Origin of the sequence: Colwellia chukchiensis, from assembly GCF_002104455.1 — a bacterium.
Taxonomy (GTDB): Bacteria; Pseudomonadota; Gammaproteobacteria; order Enterobacterales; family Alteromonadaceae; genus Cognaticolwellia; species Cognaticolwellia chukchiensis.
Genome location: NZ_NBOC01000005.1, coordinates 175409 through 195389 on the forward strand (window position 1 = coordinate 175409; position 19981 = coordinate 195389).

At 42.1% G+C, this 19981-nt stretch carries 20 protein-coding genes; 9 read left to right on the forward strand and 11 right to left on the reverse strand.

Annotation, left to right across the window (positions count from 1 at the left end):
* Positions 1-2: 2 nt before the first annotated feature.
* The 4 genes from B6K83_RS08450 to lpxC all read left to right on the forward strand — a co-directional run bounded on the left by B6K83_RS08450 (position 3) and on the right by lpxC (position 4324).
* Complete coding sequence (locus tag B6K83_RS08450; RefSeq protein ID WP_085284481.1) at positions 3-782, forward strand: cell division protein FtsQ/DivIB; 780 nt, start codon at positions 3-5, stop codon at positions 780-782.
* A 5-nt stretch (positions 783-787) separates the two neighbouring features.
* Complete coding sequence (ftsA, locus tag B6K83_RS08455; protein ID WP_085284482.1) at positions 788-2023, forward strand: cell division protein FtsA; 1236 nt, start codon at positions 788-790, stop codon at positions 2021-2023.
* 75 nt (positions 2024-2098) lie between these two features.
* Positions 2099-3268: a cell division protein FtsZ gene (gene ftsZ / locus B6K83_RS08460; protein WP_085284483.1), complete on the forward strand. Its 1170-nt coding sequence runs from the start codon at positions 2099-2101 to the stop codon at positions 3266-3268.
* A gap of 138 nt (positions 3269-3406) precedes the next feature.
* A complete protein-coding gene (gene lpxC, locus B6K83_RS08465) occupies positions 3407-4324 on the forward strand; it encodes a UDP-3-O-acyl-N-acetylglucosamine deacetylase (RefSeq protein WP_085284484.1) in 918 nt (305 codons plus the stop codon).
* Between the two features lie 76 nt (positions 4325-4400).
* Here the strand turns inward: lpxC and B6K83_RS08470 are convergent, their stop codons facing one another.
* Positions 4401-4865, reverse strand: a complete 465-nt coding sequence (locus tag B6K83_RS08470; RefSeq protein ID WP_085284485.1) for a DUF721 domain-containing protein — start codon at positions 4863-4865, stop codon at positions 4401-4403.
* 78 nt (positions 4866-4943) lie between these two features.
* On the opposite strand from B6K83_RS08470, the gene B6K83_RS08475 reads away from it, so the two are divergent.
* From B6K83_RS08475 to mutT, 3 genes are all read left to right on the forward strand, one after another.
* Complete coding sequence (locus tag B6K83_RS08475; protein WP_233143867.1) at positions 4944-5792, forward strand: M23 family metallopeptidase; 849 nt, start codon at positions 4944-4946, stop codon at positions 5790-5792.
* 125 nt (positions 5793-5917) lie between these two features.
* Positions 5918-8593, forward strand: a complete 2676-nt coding sequence (secA, locus tag B6K83_RS08480) for a preprotein translocase subunit SecA (RefSeq protein ID WP_085284487.1) — start codon at positions 5918-5920, stop codon at positions 8591-8593.
* Between the two features lie 249 nt (positions 8594-8842).
* Positions 8843-9241, forward strand: a complete 399-nt coding sequence (mutT, locus tag B6K83_RS08485) for an 8-oxo-dGTP diphosphatase MutT (protein ID WP_085284488.1) — start codon at positions 8843-8845, stop codon at positions 9239-9241.
* A 19-nt stretch (positions 9242-9260) separates the two neighbouring features.
* Here mutT and yacG read toward each other — a convergent pair whose 3' ends face one another.
* From yacG to B6K83_RS08535, 10 genes are all read right to left on the reverse strand, one after another.
* Entirely contained in the window at positions 9261-9497 is a 237-nt protein-coding gene (yacG, locus tag B6K83_RS08490; protein WP_085284489.1) for a DNA gyrase inhibitor YacG, read from the reverse strand.
* 141 nt (positions 9498-9638) lie between these two features.
* Positions 9639-10385: a cell division protein ZapD gene (zapD, locus tag B6K83_RS08495; protein ID WP_085284490.1), complete on the reverse strand. Its 747-nt coding sequence runs from the start codon at positions 10383-10385 to the stop codon at positions 9639-9641.
* Positions 10386-10478: 93 nt separating this feature from the next.
* Positions 10479-11090: a dephospho-CoA kinase gene (gene coaE, locus B6K83_RS08500; RefSeq protein WP_085284491.1), complete on the reverse strand. Its 612-nt coding sequence runs from the start codon at positions 11088-11090 to the stop codon at positions 10479-10481.
* A gap of 50 nt (positions 11091-11140) precedes the next feature.
* Positions 11141-12025: a prepilin peptidase gene (locus B6K83_RS08505; RefSeq protein ID WP_233143868.1), complete on the reverse strand. Its 885-nt coding sequence runs from the start codon at positions 12023-12025 to the stop codon at positions 11141-11143.
* Between the two features lie 142 nt (positions 12026-12167).
* Positions 12168-13418, reverse strand: a complete 1251-nt coding sequence (locus tag B6K83_RS08510; protein ID WP_085284492.1) for a type II secretion system F family protein — start codon at positions 13416-13418, stop codon at positions 12168-12170.
* A 157-nt stretch (positions 13419-13575) separates the two neighbouring features.
* A complete protein-coding gene (gene pilB, locus B6K83_RS08515) occupies positions 13576-15279 on the reverse strand; it encodes a type IV-A pilus assembly ATPase PilB (RefSeq protein WP_085284493.1) in 1704 nt (567 codons plus the stop codon).
* A 73-nt stretch (positions 15280-15352) separates the two neighbouring features.
* Positions 15353-15763: a pilin gene (locus tag B6K83_RS18650; protein WP_085284494.1), complete on the reverse strand. Its 411-nt coding sequence runs from the start codon at positions 15761-15763 to the stop codon at positions 15353-15355.
* A 69-nt stretch (positions 15764-15832) separates the two neighbouring features.
* Positions 15833-16273 carry a pilin gene (locus tag B6K83_RS08525; protein WP_085284495.1) on the reverse strand — a complete coding sequence of 147 codons (441 nt, stop codon included), beginning with the start codon at positions 16271-16273 and terminating at the stop codon, positions 15833-15835.
* Between the two features lie 326 nt (positions 16274-16599).
* Positions 16600-17487 (reverse strand): carboxylating nicotinate-nucleotide diphosphorylase, encoded by an 888-nt coding sequence (gene nadC, locus B6K83_RS08530; RefSeq protein ID WP_085284496.1) that lies wholly within the window; start codon positions 17485-17487, stop codon positions 16600-16602.
* On the reverse strand, positions 17488-18009 hold the full coding sequence (locus tag B6K83_RS08535) for a retropepsin-like aspartic protease family protein (protein WP_085284497.1): 522 nt from the start codon (positions 18007-18009) through the stop codon (positions 17488-17490). It lies immediately after the preceding gene.
* Between the two features lie 145 nt (positions 18010-18154).
* Between B6K83_RS08535 and ampD the strand changes: the two genes are divergently transcribed.
* On the forward strand, positions 18155-18742 hold the full coding sequence (gene ampD / locus B6K83_RS08540; protein ID WP_085284498.1) for a 1,6-anhydro-N-acetylmuramyl-L-alanine amidase AmpD: 588 nt from the start codon (positions 18155-18157) through the stop codon (positions 18740-18742).
* Positions 18743-18872: 130 nt separating this feature from the next.
* Positions 18873-19751, forward strand: coding sequence for a beta-lactamase regulator AmpE (ampE, locus tag B6K83_RS08545; RefSeq protein ID WP_085284499.1), 879 nt, complete (start codon positions 18873-18875; stop codon positions 19749-19751).
* Positions 19752-19981: the final 230 nt, after the last annotated feature.

Sequence of the window (19981 nt, forward strand, 5' to 3'; positions counted from 1 at the left end):
TGATGACAACGGCAACAGCAAAACAGCTTTCTCTAGCACAGGAAAGTGAAAAACTACATTGGTCATTTTGGCTAGGTGTCGCGTTTTTTGTTGCAGTTATTGTTGGCATATTATCGTTTAGCATATTTTTGAACAAACGTTTAAGTGCAGAAGAGTCGGCACCGGTAACCTCGATTAGCATCGCAGGAGAAATGCCTTACACCACACGTGTAGATATTGAGCAGGCAATCGAAAAAGTAAACTTAGGAAATTTTTTCCATTTAGATGTTAACGACGTACAGCAAAAAGTGGCGAAATTACCTTGGGTATATTCAGTATCTGTGCGTAAAAAGTGGCCAGACGAGCTAAAGATTTATGTGGTGGACCAAACACCGATTGCTCATTGGAATGGTGACTTTTTACTGAATAAAAATGGCAAAGCGTTTCAGGCCGATAGCAAACGTTTAACGGAAAAGCTGCCAGCATTTTTTGGTCCAGAAGGTAGTGAGCAAATAGCACTGGAAAATTATATAAATTTCAATAAGCTATTGGGCTTTAGTGCCCTTGCTATTCATGAGCTTGTACTAACCGAGCGATTTGCATGGCAATTGCTACTAAACGACGGCGTTAGTCTTAATTTAGGGCGGGATAATCGGGTAGAGCGCTTACAACGCTTTATGGACGTTTATCCAGAAATTAAATTACATAAAAAACAGGATCAACAAGTTGATTATGTTGATCTGAGATACGATACCGGTTTAGCCGTTGGTTGGAAAACCGCGGACAATAAAGAAAGAGTTTAACCTGAATGTCAAAATTAGCGGAAAGAAACTTAGTTGTTGGCTTAGATATTGGAACTTCAAAAATTTCAGTAGCAGTTGGCGAGATCACGCCTGATAACCAGCTTAGTATCGTTGGGGTTGGCAATCAGCCGTCACGAGGCATGGATAAAGGTGGCGTTAATGATCTGAATTTAGTTATTCAGTCCATTCAGCGAGCCATTAACGAAGCAGAGCTTATGGCAGATTGTCATATTACCTCGGTTTATCTTGGTATTTCGGGTAAGCATATCAGCTGTCAAAATGAAAATGGCATGGTGCCAATTAATGACAAAGAAGTTATGCAGGATGATGTTGATAATGTCATCCATACCGCACGTTCAGTGCCGATTTCTGCAGAGCGCAGAATGCTGCATGTGTTGCCACAAGAGTACAGTATTGATTGCCAAGATGGCATTAAAAGCCCAATTGGTATGTCAGGGGTGCGCATGGAAGCCAAAGTGCACATAGTAACTTGTGCTAATGATATGGCAAAAAATATTGTTAAATGTGTAGAGCGTTGCGACTTAAAAGCGGATCAATTAATTTTTTCTGCCTTGGCATCGAGCTACGCCATATTAACCGATGATGAAAAAGAGCTAGGTATTTGCGTGGTTGATATGGGCGCAGGCACTATGGATATCGCCGTGTTTACTGGTGGCGCGTTACGACATACCGCGGTGATACCGGTAGCCGGTAATCAAGTGACCAGTGATATCGCGAAAATTTTCCGTACGCCATTAAGTCATGCAGAAGATATTAAAGTGCAATACGCCTGTGCGTTACGTCAAATGGTCAGTATGGAAGAAAACATCGAAGTGCCCAGTGTTGGCGGTCGACCAGCACGCTCTATGTCACGTCACACACTTGCAGAAGTGGTTGAGCCGAGATACCAAGAATTATTTGAGCTCATCCAAGAAGAACTGCGCGAAAGCGGTTTAGAAGATCAAATTGCGGCTGGTTATGTCTTGACCGGTGGCACGGCAAAAATGGAAGGGGTAGTGGAATTTGCTGAAGAAGTCTTTCAAATGCCAGCGCGTCTTGCGCAGCCAGCAGACGTTTGTGGCTTGAAAGAGTATGTTAACGATCCCAGTTATGCGACCGTTGTTGGTCTATTGCACTATGGCATGCAAGCAAATCAACAACAAAGTCATGAGCAAAAGAAAAGTGAGTCAGTCGCTAGTATCGGCTCGAGAATACTCGCTTGGTTTAAAGGTGAATTTTAGATTGTCAGTTGGTTGACTATTTAAAAGGGTAAAGAGTTTTGGTGGAACAAAACGTTTAAAATCGGAGATAAAAAAATGTTTGAATTAATGGAAGATCATAACGCAGAAGCAGTTATCAAAGTGATAGGTGTTGGTGGTGGTGGCGGTAACGCTGTTGAGCATATGGTATTACAAACCATAGAAGGTGTTGAATTTATAACGGCCAACACCGACTCACAAGCACTACGCAATTCGGCTGCCAATGTGACATTACAACTAGGTCATGATGTCACTAAAGGTCTTGGTGCTGGCGCTAACCCAGAAATTGGGCGTCGTAGTGCTGAAGAAGACAGAGAAACCATCAAAGAAACCCTACAAGGTGCCGACATGGTCTTTATTGCCGCTGGTATGGGCGGTGGTACAGGTACAGGTGCGGCACCCGTGGTAGCTGAAATTGCCAAAGAAATGGGCATATTAACCGTTGCGGTCGTAACTAAGCCGTTTCCGTTTGAAGGCAAAAAACGCATGAACTATGCCGATCAAGGGATAGAGTTTTTGGCGAAAAACGTCGATTCGTTAATTACCATTCCTAATGAAAAACTGCTGAAAGTATTAGGTCCAGGGACAAGTTTGCTTGATGCCTTTAAAGCCGCCAATAATGTTTTATTAGGTGCGGTCCAGGGTATTGCCGAGCTGATCACACGACCGGGTTTAATTAACGTCGATTTTGCTGATGTGAGAACCGTTATGTCAGAAATGGGGACTGCCATGATGGGCTCAGGGATCGCCTCAGGGCCAGATCGTGCTGAAGAAGCGGCCGAAGCGGCAATTTCCAGCCCATTATTAGAAGATGTCGACCTCGCAGGTGCGCGTGGTATTCTAGTGAATATCACAGCCGGTATGGATATTAGCATTGATGAGTTTGAAACTGTTGGTAATGCCGTTAAAGCCTTTTCATCGGAAAATGCCACGGTAGTGGTCGGTGCAGTCATTGACCCAGAAATGACCGAAGATCTGCGCGTTACTGTTGTTGCGACCGGTATTGGGGCAGAGCGTAAGCCAGATATTACCTTAGTAAATCCAGCGCCTATTGCTGAGCCGCAAGTGGTTGGTGGAGATTATGTTGCTAGCGCACAACCAGAAGTGGCAACCAGTGCCGTGACCATGCCTGATGCAAATACCCAGGCTAAAACTCATAAAGTTGCCGCGACAGAGCTAGATGATTACTTAGATATACCGGCATTTTTGCGCAAACAGGCCGATTAATTTTGGCCTAAAACTTGATTAAATAAGATTATAAAATTAGGTTTTTTGATTTTATTAGGCTTTTTTGTTATATTACGCCACCGATTATTTCCGGCTGTGGCTTAATAGCGCAAAAATAAAAGCTTAAGAAGGCTATTTATGATTAAACAACGTACGATAAAAGATAGTATCTCTGCCATAGGTGTAGGGTTACATAAAGGTGAAAAGGTGCAGATCACTCTCCGTCCTGCGCCTGCTAACACCGGTATTATTTTTCGCCGGGTTGACCTAGAGCCGGTTGTTGATATTCCAGCAACGCCAGAAGCGGTCGGCGAAACAACCTTGTGTACGTGTTTAGTGAACGAGCAAGGAGTTCAGATTTCCACCGTCGAACACTTGCTTGCTGCTGTGGCAGGTTTAGGTATTGATAACCTTATTGTTGAGGTTGACTCACCTGAAGTTCCAATTATGGATGGCAGTTCATTACCTTTTGTTTATTTAATCCAGTCAGTTGGCATTGAAACCTTAAACGTGGCGAAGCGTTTTTTACGCATCACTAAAGCGATTCGGGTCGAAGAAGGTGACAAGTGGGCCGAGCTTAAACCCCATGAAGGTTTTCGGGTCAACTTTGCCATTGAGTTTCAACACCCTGTGATTGTTAATACTTGTCAAAGCATGAGTATGGACTTATCCAGTAATTCATTTATCAAAGAAATAAGCCGTGCCCGCACCTTCGGCTTTATGAAAGATATTGAGTTTTTGCGTTCTCACAATTTAGCCTTAGGTGGCAGTTTAGAGAATGCCATAGTGCTAGATGAGTTTCGCATGCTGAACAAAGACGACTTACGCTATGATGACGAGTTTGTTAAGCATAAAATCCTCGATGCGATCGGTGATTTATATATGGGTGGTGTCAGTATTTTAGGGGAATTAAACGCCTTTAAATCAGGGCACGCATTAAATAACATGTTATTGCGAGAAGTATTTAAGCAAGTGGACTGTTGGGAATGGGTAACTTATGAAGATACGGTTGAATCACCCATTCAATTTCAAGAACTTAATCCGTTACCGTTTTAATTTCTCTAGCATTGTTAAATAAAAAACCAGTCAGTGCACTGGTTTTTTTAGCGCTCAAATTTAACCTTATGAAACATTACTTTTTCAAACCGTGGGCGGCGAGTTTTTCTAGCTTTTTTCGTAAGCTCTCAGGTGCGCCTTTGGCTACTTGCATCAGTTGCTCTGCGGTTTTCGCAGAGATATTTGATTTTGCCTCTGTCGTGGTGCGCTTTTGCTCAGGTAAGCGGCTTCGTACTGGGCTGAGTTTAATTTCTATTTGATTAAATTCGTTATGGGTCAGCGCGCTGAGTTCACGACAAATATTCATGCGTTCGAACTGGAGTCGCTGTCCCCAGACCGCCGAATTAACTTCAATGACAATGGCATTAGCTTTAAAGTTGGCTATTTTCCATGCCTCGACTGGCAGGTCAGGACAAATTTGTCGTACAATGTCGGACAATTGTGTTAAAAAGTTGGTTTTTGTCGCTATTTGTGACAAAGTGCCAGACGTTGAATGAAACAGCGCTGACATGTCTGTGGGGATTCTGGATTTTCGTGCCATGAGTCAGCTCCTGAACTAAACGATGAAAGAATTATGAGTTTAACATTACTATACCGCGGAAAGAACGTTAGATTTACCATGAAGCTAAATAAGCTCCATTGGTTATCGGCATTAACCGCATTTGCATTGATTTCAGGTTTTATCGTTCATTTATTGGTTTCAGCAGATGAAGTGCCTGCAAGCCCTGCCTATCAAGTGTCTCACTTAAACGAATTTGAACAACCTAAACTCAATAGTCAAGTGACGGCTGTCACTATGAAATTGGCAGAATTACAAAGCCAAGTGTTACGATTAAACGCACTAGGCGATCGCTTGGCAGAAGAAGCGAGTATTCCGGAGCAAGAATTTAATTTTCAGCAAATGCCGCCCAGTGGTGGCCCTATGCAGAGTTATAACGAAAAGCCAAAAAGTTTGACCGAGTTACTCACAGCAATTGATGCACTAGAAACGTCGCTGCAACATGAAGAAAAACAATTACAATTGCTTGAATCTGTCACGTTAGGACACCATATAGAAAATAGCCGATATTTATCTGGTCGCCCAATTACTAAAGGTTGGTTATCGTCTTACTTTGGTGTTCGTAAAGACCCCTTTAGTGGTAAGCCGGCTTTACATAAGGGCGTTGATTTTGCCGGCAGTGAAAACGCTGACATTATTGCAACGGCATCAGGTGTGGTGAGCTGGGCAGGTGAACGCTACGGTTATGGGCAACTGATTGAAATTAACCATGGTGGCGGCTATAAAACACGCTACGGTCATAATAAAACGATAAAAGTAGCGGTGGGTGATGTGGTTAACAAAGGACAAGTCATAGCGAAAATGGGCAGCACGGGGCGATCGACAGGGCCACATGTTCATTATGAGATATTACGAAATAATGTCCAAATAGATCCAAAAAAGTATGTCTATCGAAAAGCAAAAAATTAGCTTTTTCTAGAATTTCTGTTGTGTAAAATACAGCTGCGATTACAATACTAAACAAGTTATGTGTTCGGTGTCACCGAACATTTTATTTTCAGCGGAAGATTTTCTTCTCAATATGGTTTAACACGATGTTTGTAAAGTTAATGACAAAACTGTTTGGTAGTCGAAACGATCGATTACTCAAACAAATGCGTAAAGAAGTAAGTAAAATAAATGCTCTAGAACCGGTTTTTGAAGCCCTCAGTGATGAAGAACTAAAAGCAAAAACAACTGAATTTAAAGAACGCGTCGAGCAAGGTGAAGTATTAGAACAACTGATCCCAGAAGCCTTTGCCGTAGTGCGCGAAGCCAGTAAGCGTGTTTTTGGTATGCGTCACTTTGACGTACAAATGATAGGTGGCATGGTATTGAATTCTGGCAAAATTGCCGAAATGCGTACCGGTGAAGGTAAAACCCTTACCGCCACCTTACCTGCGTATTTAAATGCATTAACCAATAAAGGTGTGCATATCATCACAGTAAATGATTACTTAGCGACCCGTGATGCAGATTGGAGTCGACCATTATTTGAGTTTTTAGGAATGACGGTTGGTTGTAATATTGCCAGTATGACGCCGGATGATAAACAAGCCGCATACAATGCCGATATAACCTATGGTACCAATAACGAATTTGGTTTTGACTACCTGCGCGATAACATGGCGTTTTCGCCTGAAGAGCGGGTACAAAAACCACTGCACTTTGCCGTTATTGATGAAGTTGACTCAATTTTAATTGATGAAGCCCGAACACCGTTAATTATCTCAGGTCAAGCAGAAGACAGTTCTGAGCTATACCGTAAAATTAACCAAGTTGTGCCGTCGTTAGTGCAACAAGATGAAGAAGATAAAGAAGGCGAAGAAAGCACTGGCGATTTCACCATAGATGAAAAAGCGAAGCAAATTTATCTGACCGAGCTTGGACAGGTGCATATTGAAGAGATCATGATCGAAAAAGGCTTGATGCAGCAAGGCGACTCTTTGTTTTCCGCCACTAACATCACTTTATTGCATCATGTTATGGCGGCATTACGCGCCCACAAATTGTTCCAAAAAGATGTCGACTATATCGTTAAAGACGGTGAAATCGTAATTGTTGATGAACATACCGGCCGTACAATGGAAGGGCGTCGTTGGTCCGAAGGTTTGCATCAAGCCATTGAAGCGAAAGAAGGCGTTAACATTCAAAATGAGAACCAAACGTTAGCCTCTATTACCTTTCAAAACTTTTTTCGTATCTATAGCAAGCTGTCGGGTATGACAGGTACTGCTGATACTGAAGCGTTTGAGTTCAACCATATATATGGCCTTGAAACCGTCGTAATACCTACCAATCAGCCAATGATACGTAAAGATTTACCGGATCTGATTTTTCTAACAGCGGAAGAAAAGTTTGAAGCCATTCTTGAAGATATCAAAGACTGCGTCAAACGTGGTCAACCGGTATTAGTGGGTACTATCAGTATTGAAACCTCTGAGTTCTTATCGGCGCTGTTAAAGAAAGAAAAAATAAAGCACAAAGTCTTAAATGCGAAGTTTCACCAACAAGAAGCCGAGATTGTTGCTGATGCCGGTAAAATTGGCGCGGTAACCATAGCCACCAATATGGCCGGTCGTGGTACCGATATCGTCTTAGGTGGTAATTTAGGTGCCATGTTAGCCAAGCTAGATAATCCCAGTGAAGAACAGGTTAAAAAGCTCACCGCACAATGGCAAGAAGAGCACGATAAGGTACTCGCCGCTGGCGGCTTGCACATAGTGGCCACTGAGCGTCATGAATCGCGTCGTATTGATAACCAATTGCGTGGTCGTTCTGGCCGCCAAGGTGACGCAGGTTCAACCCGTTTTTACTTATCGATGGAAGATGGCTTAATGCGCATTTTTGCCTCTGAGCGCATCAGCAACATGATGCGTAAATTAGGCATGGAGCGTGGCGAAGCCATAGAACACCCTTGGGTAACGAAAAGCATTGAAAACGCACAACGGAAAGTTGAAGGGCGAAACTTTGATATTCGTAAACAATTGCTTGAATTTGATGATGTTTCTAATGACCAGCGTAAGGTTATTTACGAGCAACGCAACGAATTAATGGATGAAGCCGATATTGCTGATGTCATTAAAGCGATTCGTATCGACGTGGTTAATGGTATAATCAGTCAGCATATTCCACCACAATCATTAGAAGAAATGTGGGATGTTAGTGGTCTAGAAGAGCGCATGAAAGGCGAGCTTAATATCGAGTTACCGATTGCGAAATGGCTAGAAGAAGACACTAACTTGCATGAAGAAACCTTACGCGAAAAAATTCTTGCTGCCGTAGACACTAATTATGCCGAGAAAGAAGCAATGGTTGGCGCTGATGTATTACGTCAATTTGAGAAAGCGGTGATGTTACAAAGCTTAGACTCGCATTGGAAGGAGCATTTGGCGGCTATGGATCACTTGCGTCAAGGTATTCATTTGCGTGGCTATGCGCAAAAGAACCCTAAGCAAGAGTTTAAGCGCGAGTCGTTTGAGCTATTCTCTGAGCTACTTGAAAACTTGAAATATGACGTGATTGGTATTTTAAGTAAAGTACAAATACGCGCAGAATCTGATGTTGAAGCAGTTGAAGAGCAACATAGAAAGTCAGATGAAGCGCCGAAAGAATTTAAACATGCATCATCTGATCCTGAGCCTGCTGCTATGCCGCGTGTTGGTCGCAACGAACCATGCCCGTGTGGCTCAGGTAAAAAATACAAGCAGTGTCATGGTAAATTAACTTAAGTCACGTCGCTAATGTATTATTAACAATGCCAGTCAATGACTGGCATTTTTATGTTCAGGGTGTACTTAAACACCAAGCTTAAGGTATAACGAAACCTGACCAGCGACATTGATGGCTCGCTGCCTTTGCCCTGATATGCATGACTAGCAGCGATACAGCTGTGGCGAAAAGCCCTGTCAGTACCGGTCGCCATGGCAAAGCGTTGGGCAGTTCACTTGGGAAAATAAACTAAAAATAAGGTTGAGTAGATGGCAACAAAAACTGTGCATGTGGCGGTAGGGGTGATCAAACAAGATGATAAGGTTTTTTTAACTAAACGCCTTGCTGACAGTCATCAGGGCGGCAAGTGGGAGTTTCCAGGCGGTAAGGTTGAGCAAGATGAAACTGTGCACCAAGCACTGGCGCGAGAACTAAAAGAAGAAGTGGCGATAGAGATCTTAACTTGTATGCCTTTAATGCAAATAAACCACGACTATGGTGATAAAAAGGTACGCTTAGAGGTGTTTATTGTTGAGCACTTTAGCGGTGAAGCAAAAGCTTTAGAAGGGCAGCAATCGGCTTGGGTGAAGTTAGCCGCACTGAGTCAGTTAACCTTCCCTACGGCTAATCAAGCAATCATCACCAAGCTAGCAGAACTTTATTGTTAATTTGGGCAGTTTAGCGCCGTTATTCAGGCTCAACAAAAAATTTATTATGTTGTAAGAATTGCTCTTCTATGGCATCGAGCATTTCTTCATTTAGCTCTGTAGCGCCTTGTATAGGTTGGCTGATTTTGTGGTTTTCATCAGCCCAATCGCCAATATCAATTAACTGGCAGCGTTTGCTGCAAAATGGCCGGTGTTGACTTTCTGCTTGCCAAATCACTTCTTTTTTACAGGTAGGACAAGCTACTTTTAATGTCATCATAAACCTTTTTAACGAAATTATAATAACGTTATTATAAGAAATATTCCGTGAAGCAGCTAGCTGTAATTTAAGCTCTAGCTAGCTGTGGTTTGTCTTAATTGAGCACTGATAGCGTTAAACTTAACGCTATTGTTAATGTTAGCATTGGGCTAATTGGAAGTTCATCGCTTCTTTGACATACTTACGTCCTGTTTCCTGACACGGGCTGACAAAGCGGATGGAATAACGAAAGCGGTTACCACTGACCGTCGGATAACAAGCTAAATCACCAGCAACTTTAATGCGCAGCAACACTAAGCCTTCGCCGCTATCTTGATAAAAGCCACTATCTGTGGCAATAGCTTTGAACTCAGCGCGCTGACGCATGAACTTGAGTATTAAGGACAGCGCCGCACTAATTTGTGCAAGTAAGGCTAACCAATGTTGACATTGCGCTTTAATATTAGTGTCGGTTTGGTGTAACCAATACTGAAGCTGGGGCAGGTCAAAATGAGAGCTGCCCCCTTGAATGGCAAAACGTTGCTTTAAACCGGTTAAAAACTTATCTGCTTTTAATTGCAGCCACTGCGGCGTTGGCGTTTTAATTTTGCTACTTAATGCTACCGCAGTTTTTAAATTACTTTCCAGTACTTGCTTGTCAACTTCTGGGGCTTGTGACCACAGCACTAGGTTTTGCTCAAGCTTTTCGAGATCTTTGATCAAGTCGCCACGAATATCATTGCGCTCTAGGGTGTCTAATATGGCAAATAAGGCATTAAAGAATACACTATGACTGGTGCTAAGCGGGTATTGCAAGCTGTCCGTGGCTTGGACAAAAAGTTGCTCAATTTTCAAATAGTTGCGAATACGCTCATTGAGGGGATGTTCATACAGTATAGCGGTCATAGCTTGCGAGCTTTATTTAAAAATTAGACAGTGATGTCTTCATAGTACCCATAGCTTGGCAAAATGGCGAATTATTTTATCAACTAGTGCCATTTATACGGGGTTATTGGCCATAACTCGGTATTTTTGATCTAAATCGATCACTTGTTGTCGAAGTTTAGCCATGCTCACGCCTTGATTGTTGATAACATCATCGGCAAAACTTAACCGTTGTTCGCTTGGCATTTGACTGGCAATGATACGCTTAATTTCAGCGCTTGAACTTGGATCACGAGCAAGGGTACGGACAATTTGACTTTCCTGATCGATATTAATTACTAACACACGATCAACAAGCTTGTGTAGCTTGTTTTCCAGTAGCAACGGCGCGACTAATACACTATAAACGCTGCTGGCTTTTGCTAATTGTGCTAACAACTCTTGCCTGATCAGAGGGTGTAGTAACGCATTTAACCAGGCTTTATCATCAGCAGCACTAAAAACACGGCTGCGCAGTTTAGCTCGGTTCAGTTGACCTTGTGCGTCAAGGTAGTCGGCTCCAAAATGCTCGCTGATAGCGCTAAGCGCAGGACTACCTGGCGCTACAACAATACGCGCTGCAACATCAGCATCAATAATATCAATACCTAATTCGGCAAATATATTGGTTACTGTGGTTTTGCCACTGCCAATACCGCCGGTTAGGCCAACAATAAATTTTGACATAATAATTTAACTACTTGTTACGCGGGAGTTTTTATTTACCCAAGAATTGACTAGCTTAAAAAACTTAAGTACCAAGACCATATGGTGTTACCCCAAAGTAAAGTGATCCAGCCTGAAATGGCTAAATAGGGGCCAAATGGAATCGCTTGTTCTCGCTGATGATGACTAAACACCATTAAGCTGATGCCAATAATCGCGCCGACCAATGATGCCATTAAAATTAATAGCGGCAGTAATTGCCAGCCAAGCCAAGCGCCAAACACCGCCACTAGCTTAAAGTCACCATGGCCCATGCCTTCTTTACCGGTAACGAGCTTAAATAGCCAAAAAACACTGTATAAGCTTAAATAACCAACCACGGCACCGATAACGGCATCACTTAACGGGATCAATGCACCGTTAATATTGACGAGTAAACCTAGCCATAACAGAGGCAAGGTAATTTGATCTGGCAGCAGCATGTGGTCGTAATCAATTAGCGTTAAACAGATTAAACCCCAAGTTAAGCACAGTAAAAATAGCGTGGTTAAGCTTACGCCATAGTGAGCGGCAATAACCAAACTCAATAAGCCCGTTGCCAATTCAACTAATGGATAACGATACGATATTTTAGTCTGACATTGGCTGCATTTGCCGCGTAAAAATAGCCAACTTAGTAGTGGAATATTTTCATAAAAGCGAATTTTATGTTGGCAGTTTGGGCAACTTGAAGCTGGCGTTGATAACGTCATTACCGCTGCTTTATCAGCTTGCGTGGGGTTAGCGAGTTCATCGGCTAAAAACTCACGACAATCACGCTTCCAACCTTGTTCCAGTATCTTAGGTAAACGATAAATAACTACATTTAAAAAGCTACCTATCATTAGCGAAAAAATAAACACTAAGCCGAAGAAAACCAGCGGCGCATGCGTTAATAGCGCGATTAAATCAGTCAAACCATCTACCTTATAGAGAAATTAGAGAAATTATTAGTATTTCTTGTTGGCACTTACCAACGTAAAACGGATAACATAAAGCTGATAGCTGATAGCTGATAGCTGATAGCTGATAGCTGATAGCTGATAGCTAAACCAGTGCCTAAACCACCATACCAATTTGGAATATTGGTAAGTACATAGCGATAATTAAGCCGCCAATTACTACACCTAGCACCGCCATAATCATCGGCTCGAGTAAGGTGGTTAAGTTATCAACCGCGTTATCCACTTCCTGCTCATAAACCGTGGCTACCTTACCTAACATGTCATCAACCGCACCCGACTCTTCACCTATGGCCACCATTTGGATCACCATATCTGGAAAAATATCACAATTGCGCATGGCTAAATTCATTTGCATGCCCGAGGTAACTTCGGCGCGAATATCTAAAATGGCATCACGAAATACCGCATTACCTGAGGCGCCAGCGGCTGACTCCAAGGCATCGGGTAAAGGTACACCCGCAGCAAAGGTGGTTGATAGTGTTCTTGCGTAACGGGCCACAGCTGCTTTTTTTAACACATCACCAATAACCGGCAGCTTTAATATTTTCTTATCAACATTATCGCGAAATTTTTGGCTATTTAAGTGCGCTTTTTTAAACAGATAGCCAATAATAAAAATGCCTGCCAAGCCAAAATACCAATAACTTTGCATAAACTCAGAAATTGCCAATACTAGCAAGGTAAAGCCGGGCAGCTCAGCGCCAAAGCTATCAAATATATCTTTAAAAACCGGCACCACAAAAATTAATAATACCGAGGTAACAATAAAGGCAATGACTAACACCGAAATCGGGTAGGTCATGGCCTTTTTAATTTTCGCTTTTAATGCTTCGGCTTTTTCTTTATAGGTGGCGACGCGGTCGTAAATGGTTTCTAACGCACCTGATTGCTCGCCTGAGTTAACCAAGTCACAATATAAATCATCAAAGTATTGAGGATGTTCACGCAAACAATCTGACAGCGGAATACCTGATTGTAGTTTATTGCCAATGTTTGCCAGCAGTTTCTGCATATTGGCATTGTTGTGGCCTGCGCCAATCATTTCTATGGTTTGCACTAAAGGCACACCAGCGCCAAGCATAGTGGCTATTTGCCGCGTAACCACGGCAATATCAACCGGTAATATTTTTTTATCGCCACCTAGACCAAATAAAGGTTTTGCTTTTTTGCTGATTTTGCCGGGCGTTATCCCTTGCTTACGCAGTTGTGCTTTTAGCTCTAAAATACTTGCAGCATTAAGCTCACCACTAACTTTTTTACCCTTACGGTTTAAGCCTTGCCACTTATAAACATCAAGTGCTTTGACTTTAGTGGGTTTATCTTTACCTTTGGATAACTCAGCCATATGTTTAACCTAATTTTTATTGTTAGTATCTTGAGTATGTACGAGATTTTTAATCATGATGCTTAATATGCAATTTAGCGCATTTAGCTTTTTTCACCAAACTAAAAGAGTCTAATAAATAGCGTACCGACACTAAGGTATAATGGTTAGCTGTCGGCTAGGCATTGGTAACACGATTAATTTCTGCTAAGCTAGTGACACCTAACGCGGCTTTTTCTAAGCCTGATTGCCGTAAATTATTGTAGCCTTCACGTTGACACTGTGCGGCGATATCTAACGAGTTTGCTCCTGACATAATTAAATTAGCAGTTTTGTCACTTATTCTCACCACTTCATAAATACCCACTCGGCCTTTATAGCCGCCAGTACATAAATCACAACCCACAGGTTGATACAGGGTGATATCCTTTATTTGTTCAGGTAAAAAGCCTTGCGCGAGCAGCTCACTTTCCGGAATATGCTCTTCGGTTTTACATTGCAAGCATAAGCGCCGTGCTAAACGTTGCGCAATAATGATGCTGACTGAGCTTGCTACGTTGTAGGAAGGCACGCCCATGTTTAATAGTCGGGTTAGGGTTTCAGGCGCCGAGTTGGTATGTAAAGTTGATAATACTAAATGACCGGTTTGTGCGGCTTTAATGGCGATTTCTGCGGTTTCTAAGTCGCGGATTTCACCCACCATTACAATATCAGGATCTTGGCGTAAAAATGAGCGCAAGGCACTGGGAAATGTTAAGCCAGAGCGGGTGTTAATTTGCACCTGATTAATACCTTCAAGGTTAATCTCAACCGGATCTTCAGCAGTGGAGATATTGCGCTCTTGGGTATTTAGTATATTTAAGCCGGTGTAAAGCGAAACCGTTTTACCCGAGCCGGTGGGGCCGGTGACTAATATCATGCCTTGGGGCTGCGCTAAGGCTTCCATATAAATTTGCTTTTGCTCTGGGGCGTAACCTAGCATATCAATACCTAGCATGGCACTTGAAGAGTCCAGAATACGCATCACCACTTTTTCACCCCACATGGTGGGTAAGGTGCTGACCCGAAAGTCGATAGACTTTTTCTTGGAAAGCGCCAGCTTGATGCGGCCATCTTGTGGTACGCGGCGTTCGGCAATATCTAATTTCGACATTACTTTTAAGCGCGCTGCCATACGCGACGCTAAGGCAACTGGCGGTTTGGCAACCTCAGTTAATATGCCGTCGATACGAAAACGAATACGATAGGACTTTTCATAAGGTTCAAAGTGCAAATCAGAGGCGCCTTTGCGAATAGCGTCGAGTAATATTTTATTAATATAAACAACAATCGGCGCATCTTCTTTATCAGCGCCAACATTGTCGTCTTCTTGACGATCTTCTTGTACGTCAATACCGGCGAGTTCTTCGGCATCGATATCGGAAATTTCTAGCGCATCACTGTCTTCTTCTAAAACTTTATCTATTGCAGCAGCGAGAGCGACCTCATTAACCATTACTAACTCAGTGGAGAAGCCAGTGTTAAATTGAATTTCTTCTAAGGCATCAAGGTTGGTGGGGTCCGACATGGCAACAAATAACACTTTACCACGTAAATATAACGGTAAGGCATTATGTTTACGGATCAGCTTTTCATTGCGCACGCCGTCCGGCACTAATGAGGTATCAAAGTTTTTTAAGTCAAGTAGCGGGTAGCCAAAGCTGCGTGCTAGGGTGCTGGCGATATCTTCGGCGTTGATGTTTTTATCTTCCACCAAAAAACGCAAAAAGGGCTTTTTTTGTTGGATAAAGTCAGCGCTAATGTTATCCGCCACGCTAGCTTCAACGACATTACGTTTGGTTAAGGCTGAAAGCAGGCTAGATTGTTGATGAAGTCCTTTCATATATATTAATACAACTCGACTATTTATCTAAATCATTTTTAAAATTAGGTTTTGTGAAAGAAAACTACTTAAACTAGCATAAACCAGAGGCTTTGCATCCTCCAGTGGTATCACTCCACTTGACGGTTCCATTTGTTTCAGAACCTACAAGTATATATGTATCAGTCGCTTTAATGCCACCTAGCGGTTCAGGAGTAACAGTAATCGTAATTTCTTTTGCACCCCCACTAATAGTTACTTTATCGACTAATGTCGCTTTTGACCAACCTAAATCTACCTTTGATTTACTGCAATTATTAAGCGAAGATGTTTGAATACACAAATCGATTTTTTTCCGCGCTGGAACAGATGCCGAAATTATAGTAGCAAACCTTGCTCTATCTGAATAATTTTGATAAGAGGGAACAGCTATGGCAGCGAGGAGCCCAATTATTGCAACAACAATCAATAACTCTATTAATGTAAATCCGCGTATTTTAGCCATATTTTTGTTCCAAAATTGGAAAGTAAAAAAGCTCCAAAGGAGCTTTTTTTACTAGTTATAATATCTTAATTAACATAAACCAGACGCTTTACAACCACCACCTTGAGTCCAGTCTACAGTGCCACCTGCGACTGCGCCAGTTAATTGGTAAGTATCAGTAGCTGCAATATTTCCCGCAGCTACTGGTGTTACAGTGATCACAGGTGCCGCAGCTGTTCCTGAAATCACGACAGATGTTACCATATCAGATTCAGCCCAACCGTTAGTTGTACCGCCAGTGCCATCATCTAATGCACCACAATTAGCAATTGCAGATGTTTGTACACACAACTCAACCGCTGTTTTAGCAGGTGTTGCAGCTAAGACTACTTCAGAAAACCTGGCGCGATCAGAGTATGTTTGATAAGCCGGCAATGCTACCGCGGCTAAAATACCGATAATCGCAACTACGATCATCAATTCAATTAAAGTAAAACCTTGTGCTTTTTTTAGTGTATTTAAGTTTTTCATCGTTTGTCATTCCATAGATTATTACGGGGGCTAAGGTGATACTGCGACAAAAATCACCAAATGTAAAATAATGTAACGCTTTTTTTGCAATTTTTTCACTTAACTGTCAGATTTAATAGAATTTAACAAAAATTTTACAATTATGTGGTTGTTGTGCGTTTATGGCTAGGTGTCAACTGTCGTAGGTCTTGTAGCAGATTTTTATTGGCTAATTGTGGTTAATGACTGGTGTTAATCGACTCAACTACATAGCAGCAAATTTATAATGCTTGCCAAGTAGTTGAGTGCTGATTAAGTTAGCTGATGTGGGTTTAACGCTTGGCGGCTTAGACAAAGCGCATTGAAAGGTCAACCGCTTGCACATGTTTGGTTAGCGCACCCACTGAGATAAAATCAACGCCTGATTTAGCATAATCCGTTAACGTGTTTAGGGTCATATTACCAGAGACTTCTAACTTTGTTTTCCCGGCAGAGACTTGTTCACGCAGTGTCACCGCTTGTTCGATCATCTCAGTAGTAAAGTTATCTAGCATAATAATATCCGCACCAGCATTGAGGGCTTGTGTGAGCTCGTCAATGCTTTCCACCTCAACTTCTACGGTTTTATCTGGGTGGTTGATACGGGCGGTACTGATAGCTTGTGTGATACCACCACAGGCAGCAATATGGTTCTCTTTAATTAAAAATGCATCAAAAAGGCCAACTCTATGATTAACACCGCCGCCACAAGTAACGGCATATTTTTGCGCACTGCGCAGCCCTGGCAAGGTTTTACGGGTATCGAGTAATTTTGTATTCGTGCCGGCAAGGTGTTTAACGTATGAGCTTGTAATCGTTGCTGTGCCAGAAAGACTTTGTAAAAAATTCAATGCGGTGCGCTCACCAGTTAATAACACTCGAGCATTACCCGATAATTCAAATAATGTTGTATTGGCTTTAACGTGCTCACCGTCATTGACAAACCAGGTGATTTTAGTTGAGGTTTGGTAAATCGAGTCAAGCTGCTTAAATACTTCGTTTACCCAAGCCACGCCACAAATTACACACTCGTCACGACTAATAACGTTGGCTACGGCTTGGTTTTCTGCTGGAATCAGCTCGGCAGTGATGTCACTACAGTTGGCAAGTTCCTGGTGACTATTAGCGCCTAAGTCTTCGCATAATGCCCAACTGACGGTTTTGGTAATGTCGCTTAATAATGATACTGGTAACATCTAAAGTTGCTCTCGTAAAATAAGTTGTTTTCCGGTTTGGCTAAATTCTACTCTTTTTAGTGCGCTCATGCCCAATAGAATTTCATCGCTGGCCATACTCGGGTTGATATGTGCGGCAACATTATACAGGTAGATATTGCCAATGCGTAACTCGTTTAATTGGGTTTGATAAACATTAATACTGCCGTTCGCGGTTTGTACGCGCATGGTCGCGCCCGCGCGTAAGCCTAAGTCTTTTGCAATATGGCCCGGAATTGACACTTGCGTGGCGCCGGTATCGAGTAAAAATGTGACTTGGCTGCCGTTAATAGCGCCATTAGTTACATAATGGCCGTGGCGATTTTGTTGCAATATAACCTCGGCTTTGCCATTGGCTTGTAACGACAGCTTTGGCTCTTGGTTTGGATTGTATTGTTGCTCTAACAAGTCTTGAAAAACAAAAACCAATAAGGCGATTGCGATAATCCAAGCGAGCCAAATAAAACTTTTACCTAAATTGCTACTGGGGTCATGTTCAGTCATTATATTCCAATGTTCAATTATCTTAGTGCTAACTTGTTCTTATAGGCACTTTACTATTTAATGACGTAACGGTAAATCATAGCGGACTAATACCGGTTTAGTGCGTGATAAACTAAAGAGTTATTGGTTAAATGTGAGCTAAGGTATGGCACTTTTGCATAAAGAACAAAAAAATAGCGCTAAACTAACGATTAAAGACGGTTGGCTACAAAACGTTGAAATTCAGCGAAGTAGTCATTGTCAGCCTAGAGATGAAAATGACGAAATTAGCTTGTTGGTAGTGCATAATATTTCCTTGCCACCGGGAAAGTTTGGTGGCGCGCATATCACCAACTTTTTTCTGGGTCGGTTAGATCCCAGCCTAGACCCATACTTTGCTGATATTTATCAAATGCGTGTTTCGGCGCATTGTTTAATTCAGCGCGATGGCCATATAGTGCAATATGTTTCGTTTAATGATAAAGCATGGCATGCCGGTGTATCGCAATATCAAGGTCGTGAAAAGTGTAATGATTTTTCCATTGGCATTGAGCTGGAAGGTACTGATGATATTCCATATACTACAGCACAATATCAGCAACTGAGTTGTTTAAGCGCGGCATTGATTGGGGTTTACCCTAAGCTTAAACACCATATTGTTGGTCATAGTGACATAGCACCTGGGCGAAAAACCGACCCTGGCGTCGCTTTTGATTGGCAACGTTATAAGGCAATGCTAGCAAGCGGTCAGTAAAGAAAGCAGCTATTCGTAAAAGAAAGCTATAAGTTTTAAGCGGTCAGTAAGGAATAAAGCATTCATGGCGAGTGGCTAGGTTTTTTACTGATAGCTGACGGCGTTAAACTTAAAAAAGGGAAAACTAAAAATGAGCTTAATAAGTTTGTTAATTGCACTGGTAGCAGAGCGGCATTTATCGTCTAGTGCTTGGCAGTTTAGTACGTTTTATCAGCGTTATACTAAGGCAATTAAGCAGACTAAAGTATTGGCTGATTATCGAAACTCTGCGCTGTTAAGTTATGTGGTTGTTTTTTTACCTGTTTTGGGTTGCTACTTTTTGTTGGCGCAAGTTGATAATGCGTTATTGCATTTGATTGCTTCAACCTTGATCTTAATTGTCTGCTTTGGCTGCATGAAAACACGCGATAGCTATAAAAGCTATTTAGTGGCGGCCTTTAAAGGTGAGTTAACCAGCTGTGATATGCAGCGCTTGCAGCTCCAACAAGATAAAAATATTGCCGATATGGGCTTTGGTCAAACCTTAGTGTGGTTAAACTATCGCTACTTTATTGCCGTGATGTTGTTTTTTGTTTTATTTGGCGCTGCCGGGGCATTATTTTATCGGTTATTAACGACAGTCAATGAACAAGCAAATCAAGTAGATGCAGCAAAGGCCGAGACAGAACAAGATATTGAGGGGGCAACTGATAGTGCTGAGCAAAGCGCACAAGCGCTACAGCAGTTACAGTTTTGGGTAGACTGGTTGCCAGTACGGTTAGTGGCACTTGGTTATATGTTTGTTGGGCATTTTTCAAAGGCCATGCCGGTTTGGCTAGACAACTTTTTTGAGTTTGAAAAACAGCCAAGCAAAGTGCTGATCGCGGTGGCGCAAATGTCTGAAGATTATATGGTCGACGCTGATGATTGCACCGCAGAGCCTTGCTTACTGGTTAAGTTAGCAAAACGTACCTTGTTACTGTTTTTAGCCGTGATTGCGGTCATGACATTAACCGGAACCTTACCCTAGTTAAGCCTTTAGTTTAAAGTTTTAAGCTGTCAGTTAAAACCCCAATTAAACACGGCACCTTTTTACTAATAGCTTGTAGCTTATATCCCTCCCTTGATCTTAGTTAACTGATTGTCTAAAAACTAACCGTCAACACCCGTTAAGGTTTACAAGCTGAAAGGCATTTGTTACATTATTCGCACTTAAAATTAATTGGTCAGACCAATTTACCATGCGAGCTAGGAAAAAGT

Bases quoted from the DNA above. Each gene is read 5' to 3' on its own strand.
- B6K83_RS18650 (WP_085284494.1), bottom strand. From the start codon at position 15,763: ATGGCTAAAATACGCGGATTTACATTAATAGAGTTATTGATTGTTGTT.
- B6K83_RS08475 (WP_233143867.1), top strand. From the start codon at position 4,944: ATGAAGCTAAATAAGCTCCATTGGTTATCGGCATTAACCGCATTTGCA.
- pilB (WP_085284493.1), bottom strand. From the start codon at position 15,279: ATGAAAGGACTTCATCAACAATCTAGCCTGCTTTCAGCCTTAACCAAA.
- secA (WP_085284487.1), top strand. From the start codon at position 5,918: ATGTTTGTAAAGTTAATGACAAAACTGTTTGGTAGTCGAAACGATCGA.
- ampE (WP_085284499.1), top strand. From the start codon at position 18,873: ATGAGCTTAATAAGTTTGTTAATTGCACTGGTAGCAGAGCGGCATTTA.
- B6K83_RS08525 (WP_085284495.1), bottom strand. From the start codon at position 16,273: ATGAAAAACTTAAATACACTAAAAAAAGCACAAGGTTTTACTTTAATT.
- B6K83_RS08450 (WP_085284481.1), top strand. From the start codon at position 3: ATGACAACGGCAACAGCAAAACAGCTTTCTCTAGCACAGGAAAGTGAA.
- B6K83_RS08535 (WP_085284497.1), bottom strand. From the start codon at position 18,009: ATGACTGAACATGACCCCAGTAGCAATTTAGGTAAAAGTTTTATTTGG.
- ftsZ (WP_085284483.1), top strand. From the start codon at position 2,099: ATGTTTGAATTAATGGAAGATCATAACGCAGAAGCAGTTATCAAAGTG.
- mutT (WP_085284488.1), top strand. From the start codon at position 8,843: ATGGCAACAAAAACTGTGCATGTGGCGGTAGGGGTGATCAAACAAGAT.
- ampD (WP_085284498.1), top strand. From the start codon at position 18,155: ATGGCACTTTTGCATAAAGAACAAAAAAATAGCGCTAAACTAACGATT.
- yacG (WP_085284489.1), bottom strand. From the start codon at position 9,497: ATGACATTAAAAGTAGCTTGTCCTACCTGTAAAAAAGAAGTGATTTGG.
- nadC (WP_085284496.1), bottom strand. From the start codon at position 17,487: ATGTTACCAGTATCATTATTAAGCGACATTACCAAAACCGTCAGTTGG.
- ftsA (WP_085284482.1), top strand. From the start codon at position 788: ATGTCAAAATTAGCGGAAAGAAACTTAGTTGTTGGCTTAGATATTGGA.
- coaE (WP_085284491.1), bottom strand. From the start codon at position 11,090: ATGTCAAAATTTATTGTTGGCCTAACCGGCGGTATTGGCAGTGGCAAA.
- B6K83_RS08470 (WP_085284485.1), bottom strand. From the start codon at position 4,865: ATGGCACGAAAATCCAGAATCCCCACAGACATGTCAGCGCTGTTTCAT.
- zapD (WP_085284490.1), bottom strand. From the start codon at position 10,385: ATGACCGCTATACTGTATGAACATCCCCTCAATGAGCGTATTCGCAAC.
- B6K83_RS08510 (WP_085284492.1), bottom strand. From the start codon at position 13,418: ATGGCTGAGTTATCCAAAGGTAAAGATAAACCCACTAAAGTCAAAGCA.
- lpxC (WP_085284484.1), top strand. From the start codon at position 3,407: ATGATTAAACAACGTACGATAAAAGATAGTATCTCTGCCATAGGTGTA.